This window comes from Serratia sp. MYb239, assembly GCF_002966855.1.
In the GTDB taxonomy this organism is placed as follows: domain Bacteria; phylum Pseudomonadota; class Gammaproteobacteria; order Enterobacterales; family Enterobacteriaceae; genus Serratia_B; species Serratia_B rhizosphaerae.
Window position 1 is genome coordinate 3709862 of the sequence record NZ_CP023268.1, and the last position, 22744, is coordinate 3732605.

21 protein-coding genes are annotated in these 22744 nt (G+C 60.4%); 3 read left to right on the forward strand and 18 right to left on the reverse strand.

Features of this window, described 5'->3' with window-relative positions:
• Window positions 1-20: 20 nt before the first annotated feature.
• Window positions 21-2384, reverse strand: coding sequence for a glycoside hydrolase family 31 protein (locus tag CLM71_RS17810; RefSeq protein ID WP_105232173.1), 2364 nt, complete (start codon window positions 2382-2384; stop codon window positions 21-23).
• 12 nt (window positions 2385-2396) lie between these two features.
• Window positions 2397-3704: an MFS transporter gene (locus tag CLM71_RS17815; protein WP_105232174.1), complete on the reverse strand. Its 1308-nt coding sequence runs from the start codon at window positions 3702-3704 to the stop codon at window positions 2397-2399.
• 320 nt (window positions 3705-4024) lie between these two features.
• Between CLM71_RS17815 and CLM71_RS17820 the strand changes: the two genes are divergently transcribed.
• The 3 genes from CLM71_RS17820 (at window position 4025) to CLM71_RS17830 (ending at window position 6536) form a co-directional block, all read left to right on the forward strand.
• Window positions 4025-5107, forward strand: coding sequence for a LacI family DNA-binding transcriptional regulator (locus CLM71_RS17820; RefSeq protein WP_105232175.1), 1083 nt, complete (start codon window positions 4025-4027; stop codon window positions 5105-5107).
• Between the two features lie 62 nt (window positions 5108-5169).
• On the forward strand, window positions 5170-6195 hold the full coding sequence (locus CLM71_RS17825; RefSeq protein WP_105232176.1) for a M4 family metallopeptidase: 1026 nt from the start codon (window positions 5170-5172) through the stop codon (window positions 6193-6195).
• On the forward strand, window positions 6195-6536 hold the full coding sequence (locus CLM71_RS17830; protein WP_105232177.1) for a protealysin inhibitor emfourin: 342 nt from the start codon (window positions 6195-6197) through the stop codon (window positions 6534-6536). Before CLM71_RS17825 ends, CLM71_RS17830 begins: the two co-directional genes overlap by 1 nt.
• Window positions 6537-6564: 28 nt before the next feature.
• Here the strand turns inward: CLM71_RS17830 and CLM71_RS17835 are convergent, their stop codons facing one another.
• From CLM71_RS17835 to hscA, 16 genes are all read right to left on the reverse strand, one after another.
• Window positions 6565-6789 (reverse strand): zinc ribbon domain-containing protein, encoded by a 225-nt coding sequence (locus tag CLM71_RS17835; RefSeq protein WP_105232178.1) that lies wholly within the window; start codon window positions 6787-6789, stop codon window positions 6565-6567.
• Between the two features lie 13 nt (window positions 6790-6802).
• Entirely contained in the window at window positions 6803-7759 is a 957-nt protein-coding gene (locus CLM71_RS17840; RefSeq protein ID WP_105232179.1) for an AEC family transporter, read from the reverse strand.
• Between the two features lie 209 nt (window positions 7760-7968).
• Window positions 7969-9459, reverse strand: a complete 1491-nt coding sequence (der, locus tag CLM71_RS17845; RefSeq protein WP_105232180.1) for a ribosome biogenesis GTPase Der — start codon at window positions 9457-9459, stop codon at window positions 7969-7971.
• Between the two features lie 175 nt (window positions 9460-9634).
• Entirely contained in the window at window positions 9635-10816 is a 1182-nt protein-coding gene (gene bamB, locus CLM71_RS17850) for an outer membrane protein assembly factor BamB (protein WP_105232181.1), read from the reverse strand.
• 12 nt (window positions 10817-10828) lie between these two features.
• Window positions 10829-11449 (reverse strand): YfgM family protein, encoded by a 621-nt coding sequence (locus tag CLM71_RS17855; RefSeq protein WP_105232182.1) that lies wholly within the window; start codon window positions 11447-11449, stop codon window positions 10829-10831.
• Between the two features lie 13 nt (window positions 11450-11462).
• Window positions 11463-12737 carry a histidine--tRNA ligase gene (gene hisS / locus CLM71_RS17860; protein WP_105232183.1) on the reverse strand — a complete coding sequence of 425 codons (1275 nt, stop codon included), beginning with the start codon at window positions 12735-12737 and terminating at the stop codon, window positions 11463-11465.
• A gap of 127 nt (window positions 12738-12864) precedes the next feature.
• Window positions 12865-13986, reverse strand: coding sequence for a flavodoxin-dependent (E)-4-hydroxy-3-methylbut-2-enyl-diphosphate synthase (gene ispG, locus CLM71_RS17865; protein WP_105232184.1), 1122 nt, complete (start codon window positions 13984-13986; stop codon window positions 12865-12867).
• A gap of 50 nt (window positions 13987-14036) precedes the next feature.
• The gene (gene rodZ / locus CLM71_RS17870; RefSeq protein ID WP_105232185.1) at window positions 14037-15017 is read right to left on the reverse strand and encodes a cytoskeleton protein RodZ; all 981 of its coding nucleotides are present in this window, start codon (window positions 15015-15017) and stop codon (window positions 14037-14039) included.
• Entirely contained in the window at window positions 15007-15744 is a 738-nt protein-coding gene (gene pilW, locus CLM71_RS17875; protein WP_105232186.1) for a type IV pilus biogenesis/stability protein PilW, read from the reverse strand. The genes rodZ and pilW overlap by 11 nt, the downstream gene beginning before the upstream one ends.
• 94 nt (window positions 15745-15838) lie before the next feature.
• Window positions 15839-17035, reverse strand: a complete 1197-nt coding sequence (locus CLM71_RS17880) for a bifunctional tRNA (adenosine(37)-C2)-methyltransferase TrmG/ribosomal RNA large subunit methyltransferase RlmN (RefSeq protein ID WP_105232187.1) — start codon at window positions 17033-17035, stop codon at window positions 15839-15841.
• Between the two features lie 260 nt (window positions 17036-17295).
• The gene (gene ndk, locus CLM71_RS17890; RefSeq protein WP_015673416.1) at window positions 17296-17721 is read right to left on the reverse strand and encodes a nucleoside-diphosphate kinase; all 426 of its coding nucleotides are present in this window, start codon (window positions 17719-17721) and stop codon (window positions 17296-17298) included.
• Window positions 17722-17909: 188 nt separating this feature from the next.
• A complete protein-coding gene (gene sseB, locus CLM71_RS17895; protein ID WP_105232189.1) occupies window positions 17910-18743 on the reverse strand; it encodes an enhanced serine sensitivity protein SseB in 834 nt (277 codons plus the stop codon).
• 67 nt (window positions 18744-18810) lie between these two features.
• Complete coding sequence (gene pepB, locus CLM71_RS17900) at window positions 18811-20106, reverse strand: aminopeptidase PepB (RefSeq protein ID WP_105232190.1); 1296 nt, start codon at window positions 20104-20106, stop codon at window positions 18811-18813.
• A 213-nt stretch (window positions 20107-20319) separates the two neighbouring features.
• Window positions 20320-20520: a Fe-S cluster assembly protein IscX gene (gene iscX, locus CLM71_RS17905; protein ID WP_015673419.1), complete on the reverse strand. Its 201-nt coding sequence runs from the start codon at window positions 20518-20520 to the stop codon at window positions 20320-20322.
• 32 nt (window positions 20521-20552) lie between these two features.
• The gene (fdx, locus tag CLM71_RS17910; RefSeq protein ID WP_105232191.1) at window positions 20553-20888 is read right to left on the reverse strand and encodes an ISC system 2Fe-2S type ferredoxin; all 336 of its coding nucleotides are present in this window, start codon (window positions 20886-20888) and stop codon (window positions 20553-20555) included.
• 2 nt (window positions 20889-20890) lie between these two features.
• The gene (gene hscA / locus CLM71_RS17915) at window positions 20891-22741 is read right to left on the reverse strand and encodes a Fe-S protein assembly chaperone HscA (protein WP_105232192.1); all 1851 of its coding nucleotides are present in this window, start codon (window positions 22739-22741) and stop codon (window positions 20891-20893) included.
• Window positions 22742-22744: the final 3 nt, after the last annotated feature.

Sequence of the window (22744 nt, forward strand, 5' to 3'; positions counted from 1 at the left end):
CCATGACGGCGCCCGTTTGTTTAGCTCAGCGAATAGCCGTCCGCCCGTTCCCCGTTGATCCACAGCTCGCGCGTTTCCGCCGCCGGCAGCGTCACCGCCAGCCGCCGCCACGCCGGACGGAAATCCCCTTCATGGCTAAACGTCAGCGCAATACGCTCTGCGTCGCACTGCATCCGCCAGCGCAGCCACAGCGCGCCGCCCTGCCGCCAGGCGTCGCTCTCGCCGTCGTCTTCAAACAGCAGCCCTGAGCGCTCGCCCTGCTGCAGCGGGAACAGTTTAAGTTCACGCTGGTCATCCGCCGCCACGTCAACGTGCGCCAGACGGCGCGAAAGCGGCAAGGCGGCGCCGGCCCGCACCAGCAGCGGCAAACGCTCCAGCGGCGCCGGCAGCGTCACGCTCTGCCCGCCGCTGAACCACTGGCCGCTGTAGAAGCAGTACCAGCCCGCCTGGTTATCCGGCAGATATACCGTACGCTCACGCTGCTCCGGCTCCACCACGCTGGCCACCAACAGATCGCGCCCCAGCATAAAGTCGTCGTTTTCGCACCAGACGCGGCTGTCCTGCTCGTGATCGAGGAATGTCGGCCGCAGCATCGGCTCATCCTCGGCGCAGGCCTGCCACAACAGCGTATACAGATACGGCATCAGCTGATAACGCAGGTTGATCGCCTGACGGATCATCGGCGTCGCTGCCGGGTACATCCATGGCTCGTTCACCGTGGCGTCGTCGTTCCAGGAGTGAATGGTAAAACGCGGATGCATCACGCCGTTTTGCACCCAGCGCACCAGCAGCTCGGCGTCCGGCTTATCACCGGAGAAGCCGCCGACGTCATGACCGACGTTATACAGCCCGGACAGGCTCATCCCCAGCCCCATGCGGATGTTGTAACGCAGCGTCTGCCAGCTGGTGCGGTTATCGCCGCTCCAGGTCTGTACATAGCGCTGCATGCCGGCGCAGCCGGAACGGGAAATCAGGTACGGCCGCAGGCCGGGGGCAAAGCGCTGCTGGGCCTCCATCGAGGCGCGCATCATCAGCAACGGCATCACCGGGCGGATATGCTTGATGGCGATCGGCCGGCCAAAACCGTGGCAGCGCGCTTCGCCATCCCACACTTCGTATTCATTGTTGTCGTTCCAGGTGGAATCGATGCCCATCTCCAGCAGCTGCTGCGTGACGCCCTGCTGCCACCAGCGCACCGTCGCCGGGTTGGTGAAGTCGAGGTGTGACCCTTCGTCATCCCAGAAGCTCGAGCGCTCAGGCGCGTCGCTTTGCGAGTCGCGGATAAACAGCCCCTGCTCCGCCACCGCTGCGTACTGCGGGTGGTCCTGCAACAGACAGGGTTTGATATTCGCCGCCAGCTTCAGCCCGGCCTGGTGGAACGCCGCGCTCAGCGCCTTCGGCTGCGGCACCTTGTCGTAGTTCCAGTTGAACACGTAGCGTTTATCGTTAATCGAGGTATAGCCGGAGGAGAGCTGGAACGAATCGCAGGGAATCTCATGCTGCCGGCACAGGGCGATAAACTGCTGCAGCTGCTGCTGCGCATCCGGCGCGTCGGTATAGTGCATGGTGGAGCCGCTGTAACCCAGGCTCCACTTCGGACCGAAGTGCGTTTTCCCGGTCAGACGCAGCAGCGCTTTGGTCACGTCCAGCACCTGCGGCCCGAGGAACAGGTAATAATCCAGATCCCCCGCCTCCGCCTGATAGCGGCGGTAGGCCGGATGGTAGTTGTCCAGCTCATTGCCCAGATCCAGCCAGCAGCTGCTCAGGTTATCGTAAAACAGGCCGAAGCTGACGTCCTCGCGCCGGGTGATGGTAAACGGAATATGCTTATACAGCGGATCGGTGCTGGCCGCGTTGTAGCCCATGGCGTCCAGGTTGCGCATCTCAAAGCGGCGACCGCTGCGCTCCAGATCGCCGGATTTTTCCCCCAGCCCGTAATAGTGCTCGCCGCCGAAGCGGCGCTGATAGTGCGCCACGCCGTCGCCGTGCGCGTTCAGCAGATAGGCGCTGGTCGGCCGGTCGGCCGCCAGCGGACGCCACTGCCCGTCGGCGGTGCAATACTCCCACTCCAGCCACAGGGGCTGATGCACCGTCACCCGCAGCGCGGCGCTGGTCACCACCAGCCGATCGTCATGCTGCTCCAGGCGGTAGCCCGGCAGGCTGAAGCCCGCCACGCTGAGCCGGTCGCGCCCTTCCCACGGCACGTCCTGCTGCGGCGCAATGCTCCAGGTGCGGTCCAGCGCCAGCTCGCCGTTGCGTTTCAGCAACACGCGGAACAGATCCTCCTCCAGCACGTAGAGGCAAAACAGATGCTGATCATCCACCAGCAGTTCGATGCGGTCGTCATATTGGCCGGCGAGGCTCCAGTTCTTTAGCGTTTTCATAGGGCATCCATCTTACGGGTTAAGGTTTTTTTTCTTGCCGCGCTCGGCAATCAGGGCAATCAGGAACAGCGCGCCGATCAGGTCAAAGAAGCCCATCGCCACAAATAGCGGGCCGAAGCCGACGGTATCGGACACCGCGCCGATCAGCAGCGTGAACAGGAAGCTGGCGATCCAGGCGCTGGAACCGCGCATGCCGTTGACCGTCGCCACCTGATTTTTATCGAACGACTCCACCACCAGCGCGCTCAACATGCAGGAGATCACCTGGTGGCCGAAACCGCCGATCGAAATCAGCAGGATCGCCAGATAGGGATCTTTGGTGATCGCCACAAACGCCAGCGACACCATCAGGAAAGCGCCGGTCACCGAGCTGGCGACCACCGAGTTCACGCGCGTGCAGCCAAACCATTTACGGTACAGCGTGGTGAGGTAGCCGCTGGCGACGCTGCCGATATCCGCCGCCAAGAACGGCAGCCAGGCGAACATGGCGATCTGCTTCAGGTCCATACCGCGTTCGCTGGCCAGGTACAGCGGCACCCAGAAGCTGAAGACCGCCCAGGCCGGTTCGGCGAGGAAGGCCGGAATGGCGATACCGTAGAATTTTTTGTTTTTGGCCAGCAGTTTGAGGGATTTAAAAAACGGCAGACGCGCCAGTTCTGGCTCATTGTCCGCACCGATCAGCGCCAGCTCCTGTTGGCTCAGATTCGGGTGCTGCTGCGGCGCATGATAGAAGCGCCACCACAGCAGCACCCAAACCATCGCCAGCGCGCCGGAGAACAAAAATGCGCCCTGCCAGCCAAAGGAGACGTGAGCAACCACGATAATCGGCGGCGCCAGCATCGCGCCGACGGAAAAGCCCACCCCGGCCCAGCCGGCGGCAATCGGCCGCTCTTTTTTCGGGAACCAGTCGGAAATCGCCTTGGCGTTGGCCGGCGTGGCGGCGGCTTCCGATGCGCCCATAAAGAAACGCAGGATCGCCAGTTGCAGCCAGCTGCCCGCGCCGGCGTGCAGCATACAGACCAACGCCCAGACGCTGGCGCAAATCAGGAAGCCCATTTTCAGGCCGATCACGTCAATCAGCCAGCCGCACAGCGGCTGGAACAGGGTGTACGCCAGCTGGAAAGCGGCGACGACCCAGGAATACTGTTCGGTGGTCATATTCAGGCTGGTTTTCAGCTCCGGCGCCAAAATGCCCAGCGAGTTGCGGGTAATGTAGTTGACCGTCACCCCCAGCAGAAACAGCGCCAGCATCCACCAGCGTAACGATTTGAACTTACGCCGTCCGCCGTGCACGGCTTCCTGGTTTATCTCAACACTCATCTTCTCTGCTCCGCGGCGTCGGCGTCTGTCGCTTCGGCCTTTTTATGGGTACATGTGTTATTCGGAGGGATTAACAGCGGCGCAAACCTCGCCCTGTTACGACAATCCGGTGCAGTAAAACCGCCAAATTGGCCTGATAACTCGGGCAAATTGGTGAACCAGATCAGACTATCGGCCAGCGATGAACAGAGAAACGTGGTTTTTTGCAAAAATTTTCATACATTAAATAACCACGGCGCGACAAGGCGGCAACGCCAGTAAATACGCAGAACCGGCGCTATGAAAAAATTTTCATCACGCGATTTGAACGAGATCACAAAATGAACGGAAAGCTGAAAGTGCAGGAAATTGCCCGCCAAACCGGCCTGTCAATCAGTACGGTTTCCCGGGTTCTGGCGGGCAAGGCCAACACCAGCAGCGCCGCACGGCAAAAGGTGCTGGAGTGCGCGCAGCGCAACGGCATTTTGCACGCCATTTCCAGCGGGCGCCTGATGCTCAACAGCGTGATGGTGTTTGCGCCACAGCGCGCGTTTGACGTGCGCACCGATATTTTTTACTACCGGGTGATTCAGGGGATTATCGCTGCGCTGGCGCAGCATGAGGTCAGGATCCGCTATTGCGCGCTGGAAGAAACGCACAGCGACGGGGCGCTGTTCCTGGCCAAAATGAATGAGCCGCAAACCCAGGCGGCGCTGATTATCGGCATCGATGACGAGCATATCCACGCGCTGGCCGCCGATCTCAATAAACCCTGCGTGCTGATCAACTGCAGCGACCGCAGCATGCGGCTCGACAGCATCTCCCCCGACCATCAGCGCATCGGCGAATTTTCCGCCGACTATCTGCTGCAGCAGGGCCACCAGCGTATTCTGCACCTACAGTGCCTGCGCCGCCGCACCATGGAGCTGCGGCTGGCCGGCATACGCCAGGCGTATATGCAGCAGCACATGCCGTTTGATGAAAGCCGGCAGCTGATCACCACCTCCGGCTTCGGCAGCGCGGAGGCGGAGCAGGCGCTCGCGACCTTTATCGGCCAGCTCGCTGACCGCAACGCATTGCCGACGGCGGTGCTTGCCGGCGGCGACTATATGGCGGTCGGCGCGGTTAACGCCCTACAACGGCTCGGCTTCAGCGTACCCAACGATATGTCGGTGATGAGTATGGACGGTTTCAACCTGGCGGAAATCCACGACGTGCCGCTGACCTCGCTGCACGTGCCGCGCGACGAACTGGGCGCGGAAGCCATCCAACTGCTGCAACGGCGGATGCTGCGGCCGGACGCCCCGGTCTGCAACCTGCTGCTGCAGGGGCGGCTGGCGATCCGTGAATCGGTCAAGCGTCTGAACGCGCAGCAGGCGACGCCGGCGGTGAGCACTTACCACCACAAGCTGTATGACGTGTGAACTACACTTAAGCGGAGTGCATCTGATGCGTTAACCGGCGTGGCAGCCTAAGGAGAGTCATCATGTCTAACCTGCTTGCTCGTTCCGTTATTCCGCCTTATATCCTGCGACGAATCGTCGAACACGGCAGCGTACCGCAGCGCGATTGCGCCCAGCATACCCTGAACCATGTACAGAGCCTGCTCGGCAATATGCCGCTGCGCGCCGCCGGCACGCAAACCGCCGCCGCCGGCAGCGTGGAGCGCGATATCTATGACGCGCAAAACGGCACCCAACTGCCGGGCAAGGCGGTGCGCAAAGAGGGCCAGCCCAGCAACGGTGACGTGGCGGTGGACGAAGCTTACGACTACCTCGGCGTTACCTACGACTTCTTCTGGCAGGCCTTTAAACGCAACTCGCTGGACAACCAGGGGCTGGTGCTGACAGGCAGCGTACATTACGGCCACGAATACCAGAACGCCTTCTGGAATGGCCAGCAGATGGTGTTTGGCGACGGCGACGGCGAAATCTTCAACCGCTTTACCATCGCCATCGACGTCGTCGGCCACGAGCTGGCGCACGGCGTTACCGAAAGCGAAGCCGGGCTGGTCTATTTTCAGCAGGCCGGCGCGCTGAATGAGTCGCTGTCCGACGTCTTTGGCGCGATGGTCAAACAGTTCCACCTGAAGCAAACCGCCGAGCAGGCCGACTGGCTGATCGGTGAAGGCCTGCTGGCCGAGGGCATCAACGGCAAGGGGCTGCGTTCGATGTCCGCCCCCGGCACCGCCTATGACGACCCGCTGCTGGGCAAAGACCCGCAGCCCGCCAGCATGCAGGATTATATTGATACCAAAGAGGATAACGGCGGCGTCCATCTCAATTCCGGCATTCCTAACCGCGCGTTTTATCTGGCGGCCAGCGCCCTGGGCGGCTATGCCTGGGAACAGGCCGGCGTAGTGTGGTACGACACGCTGTGCGACAAGGCGCTGCCGCAGGATGCCGACTTCGCCACCTTTGCCGCGCTGACCGTTAAGCACGCCGGGCAACGTTTCAGCCAACAGGTGGCGGATAAAGTTCAGGCGGCCTGGCGGCAAGTGGGGGTGGAATAATGCGTCCGCTGCCATCGTTCAGCCAGATAACGGTGATTGAACTGGCCCGGGAAGGCGGCTTCGCCTTTATTCCCAAACTGGCCGGACTGCGGCGCATCGTCGTCGCCGATATTTCGCCGGATGAATGCCAACGTCTGGAACAGTTGCTCAATCAGTCGCTGCCCTACGCCCGCGAGGAGGGGCAGCCCGACTCCCCCGGCCGCGGCGACCAGCGTTATTTTCGCGTACAGATTGATTACTACGGCCAGGACGGCAGCAGCCAAATCGTGCTGCTGATCCCGGAAAGCGAGGCGCCGCAGGCGCTGGTCGATCTGTGGCAGACCGGCCAGGTGGATAAATAGCGCGCTACGCCGCCGGTACGGCGGCGTATCAGGTCAGCGGCAGATAGCGAAAGCGCACGCGCTTTTTGCTGATTAACCCGTGGCCGTGCTGGCACAGGTAATCTACCGCGCCGCAGGCCTTCAGTTCCTGCAGCGGCTGCCCGCACTCCGGGCAGTCGGCCAGCTGTCGGTAGTCGCGCTGGCAGCCCTGACAGTGAAAGTGACCCTTCTCCCACGCCAGCGGCTGACCGCAGTCGGGACACAGTGCGTCCATCCGTTTTCTCCTGTTAGATTGCGCCCCAGGAACGTAAGAAATAAATTCCCAGCGCGGTGGTGAAGAAAGAGCCGACGGTGGTGATGGCGATAATATTGGCCGCCAGCGTCGCGTTGCCGCCCATCGCCCGCGTCATGACATAGCTGCCGGAGGCGGTCGGCGTGGCGGAAAACAGGAAAATAATGCCCAGCGCCGCGCCCTCAAAGCCGCACAGCCAGCCGCCCATCGTCATCAGCACCGGCACCACAAACAGCTTGGCCGCCGAGGAGAGCGCCGCCACGTTGGAGGAACGGAACATCGCCCGCAGGTCGAGGCTGGCGCCGGTGCACAGCAGCGCCAGCGGCAGCGACAGGCCGGAGATATAGCTGCCGGTCTGCACAATCACCTGCGGAATGCCCAGCCCGGTCTGGGCATACGCCAGCCCGCACACCAGGCCGATAATCAGCGGATTGGTGACGATGCCGCGCAGCAGCGACAGGCGGCTGATTTTCTTGTCCGGCCCGCCCTGCAGACTGCGCGTCAGGGTGATCACCGACAGCACGTTGAACAAAATCACGGTGACCGTCAGATACAACGACCCCAGCGCCACGCCCTCATCGCCGTAGGCGGTCATCGCATAGGCCAGGCCGACGATGGCGGTATTGGCGCGAAAGCCCCCCTGCACGAAGACGCCGCGCTCGCGCGGCTCTTTCACCAGCCACAGCGCGGCGATCTCCAGCATCAGAAAGGTGGCGACGGTGCCCAGCGCGCCGTACATCACCAGCGGCAGATTAGCCAGGATATGCGGATGGTTGGTGGCAATGCTGAAAAACAGCAGGCAAGGCAGCGCCAGGTTGAACACCAGCTTGCTGGTGCCGTCGATAAAGCGATCGTCCATCAGACGCCGATAGCGCAGGAACACGCCCAGCAACATCATCAATAAATTCGGTACGGTAACGCTGAATGCAAAATTCCAGGTTTCCCAGGACATGGTGTTCCTTCAGACTCAAGTGCGGCAACAATAATACTCAGATAATAAAACGATTTCGGACAAATAAAAAAGGGCGCGGTCAACGCCGCGCCCTGTTATACCCGTCATACTCCAAGTTTCAGGTGTGTTGGCGGCGCTCAGTCACCCGAATCGCTTACCTGTGTAAGCTCATCGGGATGCCTTCCCTTGCCGCCTTCCTGCCACTCGAATTATTTGCCTTTCTTCAGATGGCTCATCAAGCGTTTGCGCTTACGCATCTGGGTCGGCGTCAGCGTATTGCGCTTGCCGGCAAACGGGTTCTCACCCTCTTTGAATTGGATACGGATCGGCGTCCCCATCACCTTCAGCGAACGGCGGAAGTAGTTCATCAGATAACGCTTGTAGGAATCCGACAGGTCGGTCACCTGGTTGCCGTGGATCACCACGATCGGCGGGTTGTAACCACCGGCGTGGGCGTACTTCAGCTTCACGCGACGCCCGCGCACCAAAGGCGGCTGGTGGTCGTCCGCCGCCATGTTCATGATCTTGGTCAGCAGCGAGGTGTTAACACGGCGCGTGGCGCATTCGTAGGCTTCCTGCACCGACTCGAACAGGTTGCCGACGCCGCTGCCGTGCAGTGCGGAAATAAAGTGCACGCGGGCAAAATCAACGAAGCCCAGACGCAGGTCGAGCATCTCTTTGACGTGATCGCGGTCTTCCTCGCTCATGCCGTCCCACTTGTTGACCGCAATCACCAGCGAGCGCCCGCTGTTGAGGATAAAGCCGAGCAGCGACAGATCCTGATCGGAGATGCCTTCGCGCGCATCGATCACCAGCAGCACCACGTTGGCGTCTTCGATCGCCTGCAGCGTTTTGATCACCGAGAATTTCTCTACGGTTTCCGTTACTTTGCCGCGCTTACGCACGCCGGCGGTATCGATCAGCACATATTCCCGCTCATCGCGCACCATCGGAATGTAGATGCTGTCGCGGGTGGTGCCCGGCATGTCGTACACCACCACGCGCTCTTCGCCGAGGATGCGGTTGGTCAGCGTGGATTTGCCAACGTTCGGCCGGCCGACAATCGCCAGTTTGATCGGCAGATCCTGCGGGTTGAAGTCATCTTCCTCATCCGCCGGGATGCCCTCTTCTTCCAGCTCGCCGTTCTGCTCCGCCCAGTAAGCGGCGTTGGCCTCTGCTTCGGTGAGCTCGACTTCCTGCTCTTTTTCCGGCACAAACGGCACCAGCACGTGTTCAATCAGCTGCGTCACGCCACGGCCGTGAGAGGCGGCGATAGGATGCACATCACCCAGCCCCAGCGCGTAGAAATCGGCGCTGGCCATATCCGGGTCGATACCGTCAGTTTTGTTGGCCACCAGAAAGGTCGCCTTCTGACGGCTGCGCAGATGCTGGGCAATGCCCTGATCGGCAGGCATCAGCCCGGCGCGCGCATCGACCATAAACAGCACGATATCGGCTTCTTCAATCGCCAGCAGCGACTGGCCGGCCATATGGGTTTCGACGCCATCCTCGGTACCGTCGATGCCGCCGGTATCGATGATGATAAATTCGTTGCCCTCTACTTCGGCACGACCATACTTGCGGTCACGCGTGAGCCCGGGGAAATCCGCCACCAGCGCATCGCGCGTACGTGTCAAACGGTTAAACAAGGTGGATTTACCCACATTCGGGCGCCCGACCAGCGCGACGACAGGTATCATTGTTGAAGCCTCTATTACTTAATTATCAATGCGTTACCACGCTACGGATGGACACCGGCAGCGCAGCTTATAAAAATACGAAACGGCCCCTGAACGTTTCAGGAGCCGTTGTGCCCGCATCACCTCTAGACGGTTATGTCCTGGCCTGCGGGTCTCGGTGCTTGAGCGGCCGGGCTCAGCGGGTAAATGCGTAAACCTCGCCGCCCTTGGCCTGCACCACCAGCTTCTCGCCCGCTACCATCGGCGCAGACAGGAAGCCGGAGCTGTCCACTTTCTGCTGAGCAACGAAACGGCCGTCGGTGGTGTTGATCCAGTGCAGGTAGCCTTCGGAATCGCCAACCACCAGGTAACCATTATACATCGCCGGCGGCGTCAGGTTACGGTGCAGCAGTTCGCTCTGCGTCCAGACGGTCACGCCGCCTTCGGTGCTCAGGGCAATCACGCGGTCGTTTTGGTCAACCATATAGATACGGCCGGCATCAACGATAAAGTCGCTCACGGAACCCAGCTCGCGCTTCCACATAATCTGGCCGGAGCGCAGATCCAGCGCCGCCAGGTTGCCATTATACCCCAATGCGTAGACTACGCCGTCAACAATCACCGGCGTGGTGTCAACGTCATTCAGACGGTCGATTTCCGTGGCGCCGCTCGGCTGGGAAATGCGCTGCTGCCAGATCAGCTGGCCCTGCTGCATCAGCACGGCGTTAACGCGGCCGTTATCACCGCCGACAATCGCTGCGCCGTAAGCGGTGGACGGCGCGGATTCGCCGCGCAGAGACAGCGCCGGCATATCCAGGTTAACGGTCCACTTCACCGCGCCGTCGGCCTCATTAAACGCCTGCAGCTGGCCGTTGCTGGTATGCACCAGCACCATGCCGTCGCTCACCACCGGACGGGACAACACTTCACCGGCGGCCTTGGCCTGCCAGGCCAGCGTGCCGTCAGAGGTGTTAAGTGCGTAAACCACCGCCTTCTCGCTGCCCACATAGGCATTGGAGCCGGCAACCGTCACGCCGCCGGATAACAAGGCTGAACGGTTACTCGAGAAGAAGCCGGTTTTCTCAGACAGATCGGCCTTCCACTTTTCTTTACCGCTTTCGGCGTCCAGCGCCTTCACAATGCCATGACGGTCGGCAGCATACACGGTGCCGTCCTGGTAGGCCGGACGCAGGTGCGAATAATATTCGCCGATGCCGTCGCCGACCGAGGTGCTCCAGGTTTTGCTCGGAGTAAACTGATTTTCAACTTTTGGCAGCGGAGACATGGTGACCACGTCTTCTTCGCTGTTGAACAGCGAACAACCGCTCAGCAGGGCGGCGGAAACCAGCCCGACCAAGAGTGTTTTACGCAATTGCATTGGGAATTCCCCTTAGCTGGACAAGTTATTCAATTTCATGCGCAGCAGCGCCTGCTGAGCCTGAGAAGGATTGGATTCAAGACCTTTGCTGTAGGCTTCACGCGCGCCCTTGGCGTCGCCTTTCGCCAGCAGTACGTCGCCGCGGATGTCCGCCTGCATCGCCGCCCAGCCTTCGCCTTTGACGCCATCCAGCGTTTTCAGTGCTTCATCCAGCTTTTTTTCCTGCAGTTGGACGCGCGCCAAACGCAGGTTAACGATTGACAGCAGGTTATCTTCTTTCGCTTTCCCCTGCGCCAACACCAGTTGCTGTTCCGCTTTTGCAAAATCTTTTTGTTCAACGAAATGCTTCGCCAGCTCCATCGCCGTCATCACGCCATAGCTGTTGCCATTCGCCTGAATGAACTGCTCCGCAGCGGCGACGTCGCCCGATTTGCCGGCAGCCAGCGCTTCGCTGGTCTGCTGATAAGACTGGGAGGCAGCCAGCATATTGGAGTCCTGATGACTCTGCCAGATACGCCAGCCAACCAGGGCACCAATGCCAAGCACCACGCCGACCGCCAGCGCCTTGCCGTTTTCGGCAAAGAAGCGACGGAGAGCGTCAACCTGTTCGTTTTCGGTGGTATAGACTTCCACGGTGTCCTTCTCCTTAACCTAACATCAAAGCCAGCTTCGCCGCGAGTTCGCTTTGCGCCAGCGTTTCTTGTTCACCACTACGCAGGTCTTTTACCACCACCTGCTGCTGCGCCACTTCATCTTCACCCAGGATCAGCGCCACGCGAGCGCCCCATTTATCCGCGCGGGTGATTTGCTTCTTGAAGTTGCCGCCGCCGTAGTTGGTCATTAATTTCAGCTGCGGCGCAGCGTCGCGCACCTGCTCCGCCAGACGCATCGCCGCGCTCTGCGCCCCTGCACCGGAGGAGATGACATAAATATCCACCGCCGGATCGGGCTGGAACTCCGGGTTCACCGCCTGCACCAGCAGCACCAGACGCTCCAGCCCCATGGCGAAGCCTACCGCCGGCGTGGCGCGGCCGCCCAGTTGCTCGACCAGACCGTCGTAACGACCGCCGGCGCACACGGTACCCTGCGCGCCCAGGCTGGTGGTGACCCACTCAAACACCGTGCGGTTGTAATAATCCAGGCCGCGCACCAGACGCTCATTAACGGTATATGGGATGCCGGAGGCGGTTAAAAGTTCACACAGGCCGTCGAAATGCGCTCTGGACTCGTCGTCCAGATACTCGGACAGGCGCGGCGCATCATTCAGCAGCGCCTGTACGTCCGGGTTCTTCGAATCCAGCACCCGCAGCGGGTTGCTGTACATGCGACGCTTGCAGTCTTCATCCAACACCTCGACGTGCTGCTCCAGGAACGCCACCAGCGCATCGCGGTAGTTGGCGCGCGCCTCCAGCGAACCGATGGAGTTCAGCTCCAGCTTGACGTGATCGGCGATGCCCAGCGCTTTCCACCAGCGCGCGGTCAGCAGGATCAGTTCAGCATCGATATCCGGCCCCTGCAGGCCGAATACTTCGGCGCCCAGCTGATGGAACTGGCGATAGCGGCCTTTCTGCGGACGTTCATAACGGAACATCGGGCCGATATACCACAGACGCTGTTCCTGATTGTACAGCAGACCATGTTGGATACCGGCGCGTACGCAACCCGCCGTACCTTCAGGACGCAGCGTCAGGCTCTCGCCGTTGCGGTCGTCGAAGGTATACATCTCTTTTTCCACGACGTCGGTCACTTCACCGATGGCGCGTTTAAACAACGGGGTCTGCTCTACAATCGGCAACCGGATTTCGCTGTAACCATAGCTGCCCAGCACCTGCTTCAGGGTGCCCTCAATACGCTGCCATAATGCCGTTTCTGCCGGCAGGTAATCGTTCATGCCGCGAATGGCTTGAATGTTTTTTGCCACGTGAGTTCTCTGTTCGTTTTATATAAAAATGAACCCGATTATAGGGACTTTCGCCTGCGTGATTCAATGCGCAAGCGCCCCCGGGTTCATCTGGGGGGCAGACATCAGGCCTGCCCGGCAATAGTGCTTACTTTTCCAGCATGTTGACCGTAATGCGGTTGCTTTCATCCATCATCGCCGCTTTGGCGCGGATCTTGGCTTCCAGCTGGTCAATCATCTGTTCGTTATCAAAGCGCTCTTTCTGACGCACGCCGTCTTCATAGAAGCCGCTTTTCTTATGGCCGCCGGTCACGCCCATCGTCGAGACCAGCGCCTCGCCCGGGCCATTGACCACGCAGCCGATAATCGATACATCCATCGGCGTGATGATGTCTTCCAGGCGCTGCTCCAGCGCATTGACCGTGCCGATCACGTCGAACTCCTGACGCGAGCAGGTCGGGCAGGCGATAAAGTTGATACCGCGCGAACGGATACGCAATGACTTCAGAATATCGAAGCCGACCTTCACCTCTTCCACCGGATCCGCCGCCAGCGAGATGCGCAGCGTATCACCGATGCCTTCCGACAGCAGCAGGCCCAGACCAATGGCCGACTTCACCGACCCGCTGCGTGCGCCGCCGGCTTCGGTAATCCCCAGGTGCAAAGGCTGATCGATGCGCGCGGCCAGCAGGCGATAGGACTGCACCGCCAGGAATACGTCGGAGGCTTTCACGCTGACCTTGAACTGGTCGAAGTTGAGACGGTCGAGAATATCGACGTGGCGCATCGCGGATTCCAGCAGCGCTTCCGGCGTTGGTTCGCCGTACTTTTCCTGCAGGTCTTTTTCCAGCGAACCGCCGTTGACGCCGATACGAATCGGGATGTTCTTATCGCGCGCGCAGTCAACCACTGAGCGAATGCGCGATTCGTTGCCGATATTGCCGGGGTTGATACGCAGGCAATCGACGCCGTATTCGGCCACCTGCAGGGCGATGCGGTAATCGAAGTGGATATCCGCCACCAGAGGTACGTTGACCCGCTGCTTGATCTGCTTGAACGCCTCGGCGGCGTCCATGGTCGGTACGGAAACGCGGACGATATCAACGCCGACGCGCTCCAGCGATTTGATCTGGTTAACCGTGGCTTCAACATCGGTAGTACGGGTATTGGTCATGGACTGCACCGCAATCGGCGCGCCATCGCCAATGGGCACCTTGCCGACGTAAATGCGTGTTGATTTGCGACGGTTAATGGGTGCTTGGTTATGCATCACTTACTCTTCTCCATTGCTGCTCATCACTCAAGACGCCAGCCGCGCAATCACTGCGCGGCAACGGTCAGACGGGCAACACGGTTTGACTTAACAAACCGGCTTAAATCTACCGGTTTACCTTGATATTGAATCTGCACTGCCGCCGGCGCACCGATGGTCAGCTTGTAAGGCGCGGAGCCGGTCAGGTTCAGCTTACCGCCGCTTTTCTGCATGCCGCTGAACAGCGTTTTACCGCTGGCGTCGGTGACCTGCAACCAGCAATCGGCGGAAAAATCCATCACCAGCGCATTCGGGTCGACCGCCGGCGCGGCCATGGCGGCATCACCGGTCGGCAATGACGCGGCGTTATCGGCAGGCGCGGCATCAGGAATGCTGGCCTGGCTTGGCGCCACCACCGCTGGCTGCTGCGCGGCGTCGCTGCCGCTGGCGACCGATGGTGTGGACGGCGCAGGCGCTGCCGGCGCACTGTCGGCCGGCGCAGGCGTTGGAGCGGCATCCGCTGCCGGCGTCTGCGTATCGGCATTATTGTCCGTCAGCGGTACCGACTGGCCTTCGCTCTGCTGCGACAGCTGCGCCGATGACTGGTTGGCCATGTTGGCAATCTCATCCTGCTGCGCCTTGTGATTTTGCCACCACCAGGCGCCGGTCAGGCCGATCACCACAAACAGGATCAGCCAGGTAAAGCTCATCAGCCAGCCGTCGCGCTTCTTGCGCCGTTTGCCCAATGAAAAGCTTTGCATCGGCGCCACTTTGGCCATCTTCACCGGCGTCTGCTTGGCCATCGCCGGCAGCAGTTCATCCTCCGGCACATGCACCAGCTTGGCGTAAGAGCGGATATAACCGCGCACAAAGGTCGAAGCCAGATCGTCCGACAGGTTGTCCGCTTCGATGTCGCGTACGGTAGACATTTTGAGGCACAGGCGTTCCGCAACGGCCTGCTGACTCAGCCCGAGCTGCTCTCGGGCCTGACGCAGGCGCTCGCCTGTCGTCATGGATACGGTTTTGTCTTGGGAGGCTTCAGTATTCATCGGCTAAGAACTGCTGGTACTGTTTGGATTGTGGAAAACTTCGCGCTAACTGCCTTCCATAGCGCTGAACGCTATCCTGACGGCCGGCTAACGCGGCGAAACGAATCTGTAACCATAAACTGTCGGCGCTGGCCGGCAGAACGTGCTGATAAACATCCAATAGAAACTGCGACTGCGCACGTTTCCCTGCACCAAATTGCTTTTCAGCCTCAACCAACAGCGGTGAGCCTTTATCCGGGTCGATCTTTAACGCCTTCATCAGCAGCGGCCGCGCCCGATCGTATTGATCAGCCTGTAAAAAACAGTAACCCGCGTTTTCCAGACTGTCGGCGATCTGGCCGTAATCGGCGGCTGACGCCGCGGCGCTAAACTGCTGTTGCGCCTCTACATACTGCCCTAAACTGCAAAGAAACGCACCGTAATTATTCAATACGCTACCATTGCCCGGCGCCAGTTTCAGCGCCTGCTGATAACGCTGCCGCGCAGCATCGGACGCGCCGATGCGCTGCTGATACAGCGCCATCCCCAGCTGGGTGCGGTAATCCTGCGGCGCGGCGTCCGCCGCCTTCGCCAGATTTTTACGCGCCGCCTCCAGGTTGCCCTGCTGCAGATACGCCAAACCCAGCTGCAGACGCGTCTGCGCCGCCGCCGGGTTATCCGGCACCGAACCGGAACAGCCGGCCAACAGGCCTGCCGTCAACAGCCATCCCCAGGATTTCAGCTTCATGCCGTTTGAACTCCTTGTACGATGTTACCCGATCGCCTGAGGGATTGCTGCTTACATAACAGGCTGTTAGATAACTAAAATCTTCCTATAGACTTCAGACCGTCTGCACCTTGATAGGTTCCCCGGCTATTTTCTTTTTCAGCGTGCGCTTGGTGCGGTCGATTACCTCGCCCGCCAGCTGCCCGCAGGCCGCGTCGATATCATCGCCGCGGGTTTTACGAACAATAGTCGTAAAGCCGTATTCCATCAACACTTTGGAGAAACGATCGACCCGGCTGTTGGAGCTGCGGCCATACGGCGCGCCCGGGAACGGGTTCCATGGGATCAGGTTAATCTTGCACGGCGTATCCTTCAGCACTTCCGCCAGCTGATGCGCATCGTCGGTGCTGTCGTTAACGTGATCCAGCATCACATACTCCACCGTCACCCGCCCCTGGTTGGCGTTGGATTTCGCCAGATAGCGGCGCACCCCGGCCAGGAAGGCTTCGATATTGTATTTGCGGTTAATCGGCACGATTTCATCGCGCACCGCGTCATTCGGTGCATGCAGCGAGATCGCCAGCGCTACGTCGATCATGTCGCCCAGTTTATCCAGGGCCGGCACCACGCCCGAGGTCGACAGCGTTACGCGGCGCTTCGACAGGCCGAAGCCGAAGTCGTCGAGCATGATTTCCATCGCCGGCACCACGTTGGTCAGGTTGAGCAGCGGCTCGCCCATGCCCATCATCACCACGTTGGTGATCGGACGCTGGCCGGTCACCTTCTGCGCGCCGATGATTTTCGCCGCACGCCACACCTGGCCGATGATTTCCGACACGCGCAGGTTGCGGTTAAAGCCCTGCTGCGCGGTGGAGCAGAATTTACACTCCAGGGCGCAGCCTACCTGTGAAGAGACGCACAGCGTCGCACGGTCGGCCTCCGGGATATAGACGGTTTCAACCTGCTGGTCGCCGACTTTGATCGCCCACTTGATGGTGCCATCGCTCGAACGTTGCTCTTCGGCCACTTCCGGCGCGCGAATTTCGGCAATCTGCTGCAGTTTGCCACGCAGCACCTTGTTGATATCGGTCATCTGCTCGAAGTCATCGCAGCAGTAGTGATAGATCCACTTCATGACCTGGTCGGCGCGGAACGGCTTTTCGCCCAGCGAGGCGAAAAACTCACGCATTTGCTGGCGGTTCAGATCCAGCAGGTTAATTTTGGCGGCAGCCGGTTGCTCCGTTTTAACGGATTGATCTTGCATAGAATTATTTTCAGACACGGTGTGCTCGGACGCGATGGGTTCTAACATAATGATCTTTAGCCTCGTTATTACACGTTATGGCTGGCTCCCTTTCGGGAACAAGAATGGGCGAAGTGTGTTGTTATCCCTGCCGTCGCTTTCAGGCGGCGGACAGTGCCGGGATAAAACACGCCCTGGACAAGCTGACTCATCCAGGGCGCGGCATTGTACAAATTTTAGTAGCGAGTTTCCACGACGGGAAAGCATTCAGGGCATTTTTATTGTTTCAGCCGGTGAATATTACCCCTTGTCGGTAGAAACCAACGCTATCAACGCGGGCAGATTTCGCTGTCGTTGAAGAAGTAAGCGATTTCACGCGCAGCGGATTCCGGGGAGTCGGAACCGTGCACCGCGTTAGCGGTGAAGCTGTCCGCGAAGTCAGCACGCAGAGTGCCGGCCAGCGCGTTGTCCGGGTTGGTTGCACCCATGATGTCGCGGTTACGCTGGATCGCGTTTTCTGCTTCCAGAACCTGCACCATGATCGGGCCAGAGGTCATGAACTCAACCAGACCATCGAAGAATGGACGGCCTTTGTGCTCAGCGTAGAAGCCTTCAGCTTGCTCACGGCTCAGCTTCAGCATTTTAGCAGCGATGATTTTGAAACCCGCACGCTCGAAACGCGCATAGATAGCGCCGATGTCGTTGTTGGCTACGGAGTTTGGTTTAACGATGGAAAAGGTACGTTCTACGGTCATAATGGCCTCAGTCTAACTTCCTAATACGGGCCGGACTCAGAAAAAATCCGCCGGCCTTGTTCAAGTGGCGCAAATTATATGTGCGCTGTTAACGCTTGCCTACGGGAAAACCAACATTTCTTTAAAAAAATATTAGCGCCGGCGACGATTTTGCCGCCAACGCCCCGCCGGCGTACAACAATGCGCCGCTATTGGGTGGTATCCGTGGAAGGAATGATGTTGCGCAGCCAGCTGCCCCAGCGACGCTGATAGAACGGCTGGGTATGGGCGATCAGGTAGTGACTGACGCCGCGCTCTTTTTCCGACACCAGGCAGAAGTCCACCGGCTCATCGTCCGGCAGCGCTTCGCTGGCGACGCTGCCCGCTTCCTGAATCAGCGCATCGATCTCCGCCGCATCGCCGTCCACTTCCACGCCGACCAGCAGATTGGGTTTCTCATCCAGCGCACGGTCATGCATCAGGGCCAGGAATGCCCGGCGTACCGGCTTGCGCTGGCTGAACAGCGTGGTCAGCGCATCCACCATCGCCGCCGGATACACCTCCGGCTGGCCAAGCAGGATTTGCGATTCTTTATCGATATAGTGTTCAACCGGCTTGCTCACCCCGCCGTTCGCCAGCAGCATCGCCACTTCTTCCGGATAAAACTCTTTGCCGTATTCCGCCTTCGGGTTCAGGAACAGTTCAGCGCCCTGGGTAATTTCAAACAGTACCCGCGCCGGCATGGCGATAAACGGCTGTTCGTCCTCTACCGCCTGCTGCAGCAGACGCAGGGAAGAAAAGAACGGCACGACGCTGCTGCCGTCCTGCTTTTCCCAATGCTGAATGTTCACCGGCGTATCCGCATTCAGGACGATTTCGCCCTGCTGCTGCACCTGCTCGCCGTCGCCTAGGATATAGACGGTCGACTCCAGCAGCTCGCGGAAAAACGCCGGCCGGTGCGCCGCTTCGCTGACCGCCAGCTTCAGCAGGCGCTCCAGTTCATTGTCGTCAGCGGCGACATTATCGTGGTGGTGGGAACTCATGACCAACTCCAATCATTAAGGGGCCAGCACGCTGGCCCCTTACGGTCTGTTAACGATCTCTTCAGCTTTATTTTGCTTTGTTCAGCAGCAGGTTGGCAACGGCGCGCACGCCCAGCCCGGTAGCGCCGGCGGACCACTGATCCACCGCGCCTTTACGGTAGGTGGCGGAGCAGTCGATATGCAGCCAGCCCTGCTGATACTGGGTAACAAAGTGCGACAGGAAGGCCGCCGCGGTGCTGGCGCCGGCGCTGTAGGCCGGGCCGGCGATATTATTCAGCTCGGCGAAGTTGGACGGCAGTTGGCTGCGGTGGAACTCGGCCAGCGGCAGACGCCAGAACGGCTCGTGCTCTTCCTGTGCGCTGCTGAGCAGCTCCTGCGCCAGTGCATCGTCAAAGCTGAACAGCGCATGGTAGTCATTGCCCAGCGCAGTTTTCGCCGCGCCGGTCAGGGTGGCGCAGTCGATAATCAGTTCCGGCTGCTGGGCGGAGGCGTCGATCAGGCCGTCGGCCAGCACCAGGCGCCCTTCGGCGTCGGTATTCATCACTTCGACGGTTTTACCGTTGCGATAGCGGATAATATCACCCAGTTTAAAGGCATTGCCGCTGACCATGTTGTCCGCGCAGCACAGGTAGAGCTTCACCCGCTTGTCGAGACCGCGCGCCGCCGCCAGCGCCAGCGCGCCGGTCGCCGTGGCCGCGCCGCCCATATCGGCCTTCATCGAATCCATAAAGGCGCTTTGCTTCAGACTGTAGCCGCCGGTATCAAAAGTGATACCTTTGCCGACCAGGCAGGCGAACACCGGCGCCTCCGGGTTGCCGCTCGGGTTGTAGTCCAGCGTCAGCAGCACCGGCGGACGCGAGGAACCGCGGCCAACGGTATGAATGCCGGCATAATTCTGCTCGCGCAGATCTTCGCCTTTGATGATGCGGTAGCTGACCGCATCGCAGCCGACGTCACACATCAGGTCGACGGCGCGGGTTGCCAGCTGCTCTGGCCCCAGCTCTTCTGCCGGCATGTTGATGGTGTCACGCACCCAGTCAACGATCTTCAGGCGCCGATCCAGTTCCTGGCGCTCCTCGGCGGACAGCTGCGGCCATTCAACGCTGCGCGTGCCCTTCGGCCCGCGGAACCCCTGCCAGAACGCCCAGCTTTGCTCCAGGCCCCAGCCTTCGCCGGCCAGCGTGACCTGACGGATACCCTGACCGTCGATTTTACGCGCCGCGCGTTGAATTGCGCCCAGCTTGCCGCCGCCGGTCAGATGGATGGTGATGCCGTCATTGTTGGTGCTCAGCAGGGCTTTTTCACCCCAGCGCGCATCTGCGGGCTGGTGGGACAGGGTAATCTGCATGGTTTCAGTCGTCATAGCCTACTCCGTATATGCTTTATACCCGTCATACTTCACGTGACAGGTGTGTTGGCTGCGCTCAGTCACCCGCATCACTTACCGGTGTAAGTGATTCGGAATGCCTTCTCTTGCCGCCTTCCCGCCACTCGAATGATTTAGGGTATATACGTTTTTATCGGTCGGATACAAAATAAACGGGCCGCCCATGGCAGCCCGTTACGCTATTAGTCGCTAGTCTGCTTCATCTAACCAGACCAGCAAAATCGCTTCCAGTATTTTCTCGTTGGAAGCCTGCGGATCGTCATCAAACTCTTCCAGCTCGCAGATCCACTGATGCATATCGGTAAAACGCACGGTTTTCGGATCGGTGTCCGGATAGGCATCGTACAGGGCTTCGCCGATCTCGCGGCTGTCGGTCCACTTGAGTCCCATTATGATCTCCCGTTCAGGATGGCGGCTAACAATTAGTGCTCGCGCGCGTGGTTAACGGTATAGCGCGGCATCTCCACCACCAGATCGTCGTCCGCGACGCGCGCCTGGCAGCTCAGACGGCTTTCCGGCTCCAGCCCCCAGGCTTTGTCCAGCATATCGTCTTCCAGCTCGCTGCTTTCATCCAGAGAGTCAAAACCTTCACGCACGATGCAGTGGCAGGTGGTGCAGGCGCAGGATTTTTCACAGGCGTGCTCGATATCGATACCGTTACGCAGCGCAACATCGAGGATGGTTTCCCCTTGTTCCGCGTCCAATACCGCCCCTTCCGGGCATAAGTCCTGATGGGGCAGGAAAACAACTTTAGGCATGGTTAAACCTCATCCACAGAATGGCCAGCCAGCGCCCGTCGGATGGAAGCATCCATACGGCGCGCGGCAAAATCTTGCGTAGTCGCATCTAATGTTTTTATTGCGGCTTCAATGGCCGCCGGCCGATCGCCCTGTACCGCCTGTTGCAAGGCGGCCATGGCAGCGTCAATCGCCTGGCGCTCTTCTTCGCTCAGCAACGCCGCATCGCTCGCCAGCGCGCCCTGCAGGCTTTCCAGCACGCGCGCGGCTTCCACCCGCTGCTCTGCCAGCATGCGCGCACCGACATCGCTCTGCGCATGGGCCATCGAATCTTTGATCATCCCGGCGATCTCGTCATCCGACAGACCGTAGGACGGCTTCACCTGAATCGACGCCTCAACGCCGGTGGATTTCTCCATTGCGGTCACGCTCAGCAGGCCGTCCGCATCCACCTGGAAGGTGACGCGGATATGCGCCCCGCCCGCCGGCAGCGGCGGCAGGCCGCGCAGCGTAAAGCGGGCCAGCGAACGGCAGTCCTGCACCAGTTCGCGCTCACCCTGCAGCACGTGAATCATCATCGCGCTCTGGCCGTCTTTAAAGGTGGTGAACTCCTGCGCGCGCGCCACCGGAATGGTGGTGTTGCGCGGAATCACCTTCTCCACCAGACCGCCCATGGTTTCCAACCCCAGCGACAGCGGGATCACGTCCAGCAGCAGCATTTCGCTGTCGGGCTTGTTGCCCACCAGGATGTCAGCCTGCACGGCGGCGCCGATGGCGACTACTTTATCCGGGTCGATCGACGTCAGCGGCGTGCGGCCAAAGAAGGCGCCGACCTGCTCACGCACCAGCGGCACGCGGGTCGAACCGCCCACCATCACCACTTCCAGCACCTCTTCCGCGCTGACGCCGGCGTCTTTCAGCGCGCGGCGGCAGGCCATCAGCGTGCGTTTGACCAGCGTGGCAATCAGGCTGTTGAACTGTTCACGCGTGACTTCACCCTGCCAGCCGGCAACCTCCACCGTCACGGACTCGGCGTCGCTCAGCGCGATTTTGGCCTGGATGGCGGCGTCCAGCAGCTGACGCTGCAGGCCGTGATCGCTACGGTCGGCCACGCCGGCCTGCTCGCGCAGCCAGTCGGCCAGCAGGTGGTCGAAGTCATCGCCGCCCAGTGCAGAGTCACCGCCGGTGGCCAGCACTTCGAAGACGCCGCGGCTGAGGCGCAAAATAGAGATATCAAAGGTACCGCCGCCCAGGTCGTACACGGCAATGGTGCCTTCCTGCCCGGAATCCAGCCCGTAGGCGATGGCCGCGGCGGTCGGTTCGTTCAGCAGACGCAGCACGTGCAGGCCCGCCAGACGCGCGGCGTCTTTGGTGCCCTGACGCTGCGCGTCATCAAAATAAGCGGGAACGGTGATCACCACACCGTCCAGTTCACCCTCCAGCGCCTGCTGCGCCCGGGCAGACAGAGTCTTGAGGATATCGGCGGACACGCTGACCGGGTTAAGCAGCCCGGCGGAGGTGGCAATCATCGGCAGGCCGTTGTCGCTGGCCTGGAATTGGTAAGGCAGGTTCGGATAGCGTTGCTGTACGTCAGCCAGGGAGCGGCCCATCATGCGTTTGACCGAGCTGATGGTGTTGGCCGGATCCTGCGCAGCCTGCGCGCGCGCGGCGGCGCCGACCTGCACGGCCTGCTCGCCATAGTGCACCACCGACGGCAGCAGGTGACGCCCTTCGGCATCGGGCAGCGTTTCAGCCTGCCCGCTGCGCACCGTGGCGACCAGCGAGTTGGTGGTGCCCAGATCGATGCCGGCCGCCAGACGGCGCTGATGTGGCGCGGCGCTTAACCCGGGCTCACTGATTTGTAATAAGGCCATGTT

Bases quoted from the DNA above. Each gene is read 5' to 3' on its own strand.
- CLM71_RS17810 (WP_105232173.1), bottom strand. From the start codon at position 2,384: ATGAAAACGCTAAAGAACTGGAGCCTCGCCGGCCAATATGACGACCGC.
- CLM71_RS17815 (WP_105232174.1), bottom strand. From the start codon at position 3,704: ATGAGTGTTGAGATAAACCAGGAAGCCGTGCACGGCGGACGGCGTAAG.
- CLM71_RS17820 (WP_105232175.1), top strand. From the start codon at position 4,025: ATGAACGGAAAGCTGAAAGTGCAGGAAATTGCCCGCCAAACCGGCCTG.
- CLM71_RS17825 (WP_105232176.1), top strand. From the start codon at position 5,170: ATGTCTAACCTGCTTGCTCGTTCCGTTATTCCGCCTTATATCCTGCGA.
- CLM71_RS17830 (WP_105232177.1), top strand. From the start codon at position 6,195: ATGCGTCCGCTGCCATCGTTCAGCCAGATAACGGTGATTGAACTGGCC.
- CLM71_RS17835 (WP_105232178.1), bottom strand. From the start codon at position 6,789: ATGGACGCACTGTGTCCCGACTGCGGTCAGCCGCTGGCGTGGGAGAAG.
- CLM71_RS17840 (WP_105232179.1), bottom strand. From the start codon at position 7,759: ATGTCCTGGGAAACCTGGAATTTTGCATTCAGCGTTACCGTACCGAAT.
- der (WP_105232180.1), bottom strand. From the start codon at position 9,459: ATGATACCTGTCGTCGCGCTGGTCGGGCGCCCGAATGTGGGTAAATCC.
- bamB (WP_105232181.1), bottom strand. From the start codon at position 10,816: ATGCAATTGCGTAAAACACTCTTGGTCGGGCTGGTTTCCGCCGCCCTG.
- ispG (WP_105232184.1), bottom strand. From the start codon at position 13,986: ATGCATAACCAAGCACCCATTAACCGTCGCAAATCAACACGCATTTAC.
- rodZ (WP_105232185.1), bottom strand. From the start codon at position 15,017: ATGAATACTGAAGCCTCCCAAGACAAAACCGTATCCATGACGACAGGC.
- pilW (WP_105232186.1), bottom strand. From the start codon at position 15,744: ATGAAGCTGAAATCCTGGGGATGGCTGTTGACGGCAGGCCTGTTGGCC.
- CLM71_RS17880 (WP_105232187.1), bottom strand. From the start codon at position 17,035: ATGTTAGAACCCATCGCGTCCGAGCACACCGTGTCTGAAAATAATTCT.
- ndk (WP_015673416.1), bottom strand. From the start codon at position 17,721: ATGACCGTAGAACGTACCTTTTCCATCGTTAAACCAAACTCCGTAGCC.
- sseB (WP_105232189.1), bottom strand. From the start codon at position 18,743: ATGAGTTCCCACCACCACGATAATGTCGCCGCTGACGACAATGAACTG.
- pepB (WP_105232190.1), bottom strand. From the start codon at position 20,106: ATGACGACTGAAACCATGCAGATTACCCTGTCCCACCAGCCCGCAGAT.
- iscX (WP_015673419.1), bottom strand. From the start codon at position 20,520: ATGGGACTCAAGTGGACCGACAGCCGCGAGATCGGCGAAGCCCTGTAC.
- fdx (WP_105232191.1), bottom strand. From the start codon at position 20,888: ATGCCTAAAGTTGTTTTCCTGCCCCATCAGGACTTATGCCCGGAAGGG.
- hscA (WP_105232192.1), bottom strand. From the start codon at position 22,741: ATGGCCTTATTACAAATCAGTGAGCCCGGGTTAAGCGCCGCGCCACAT.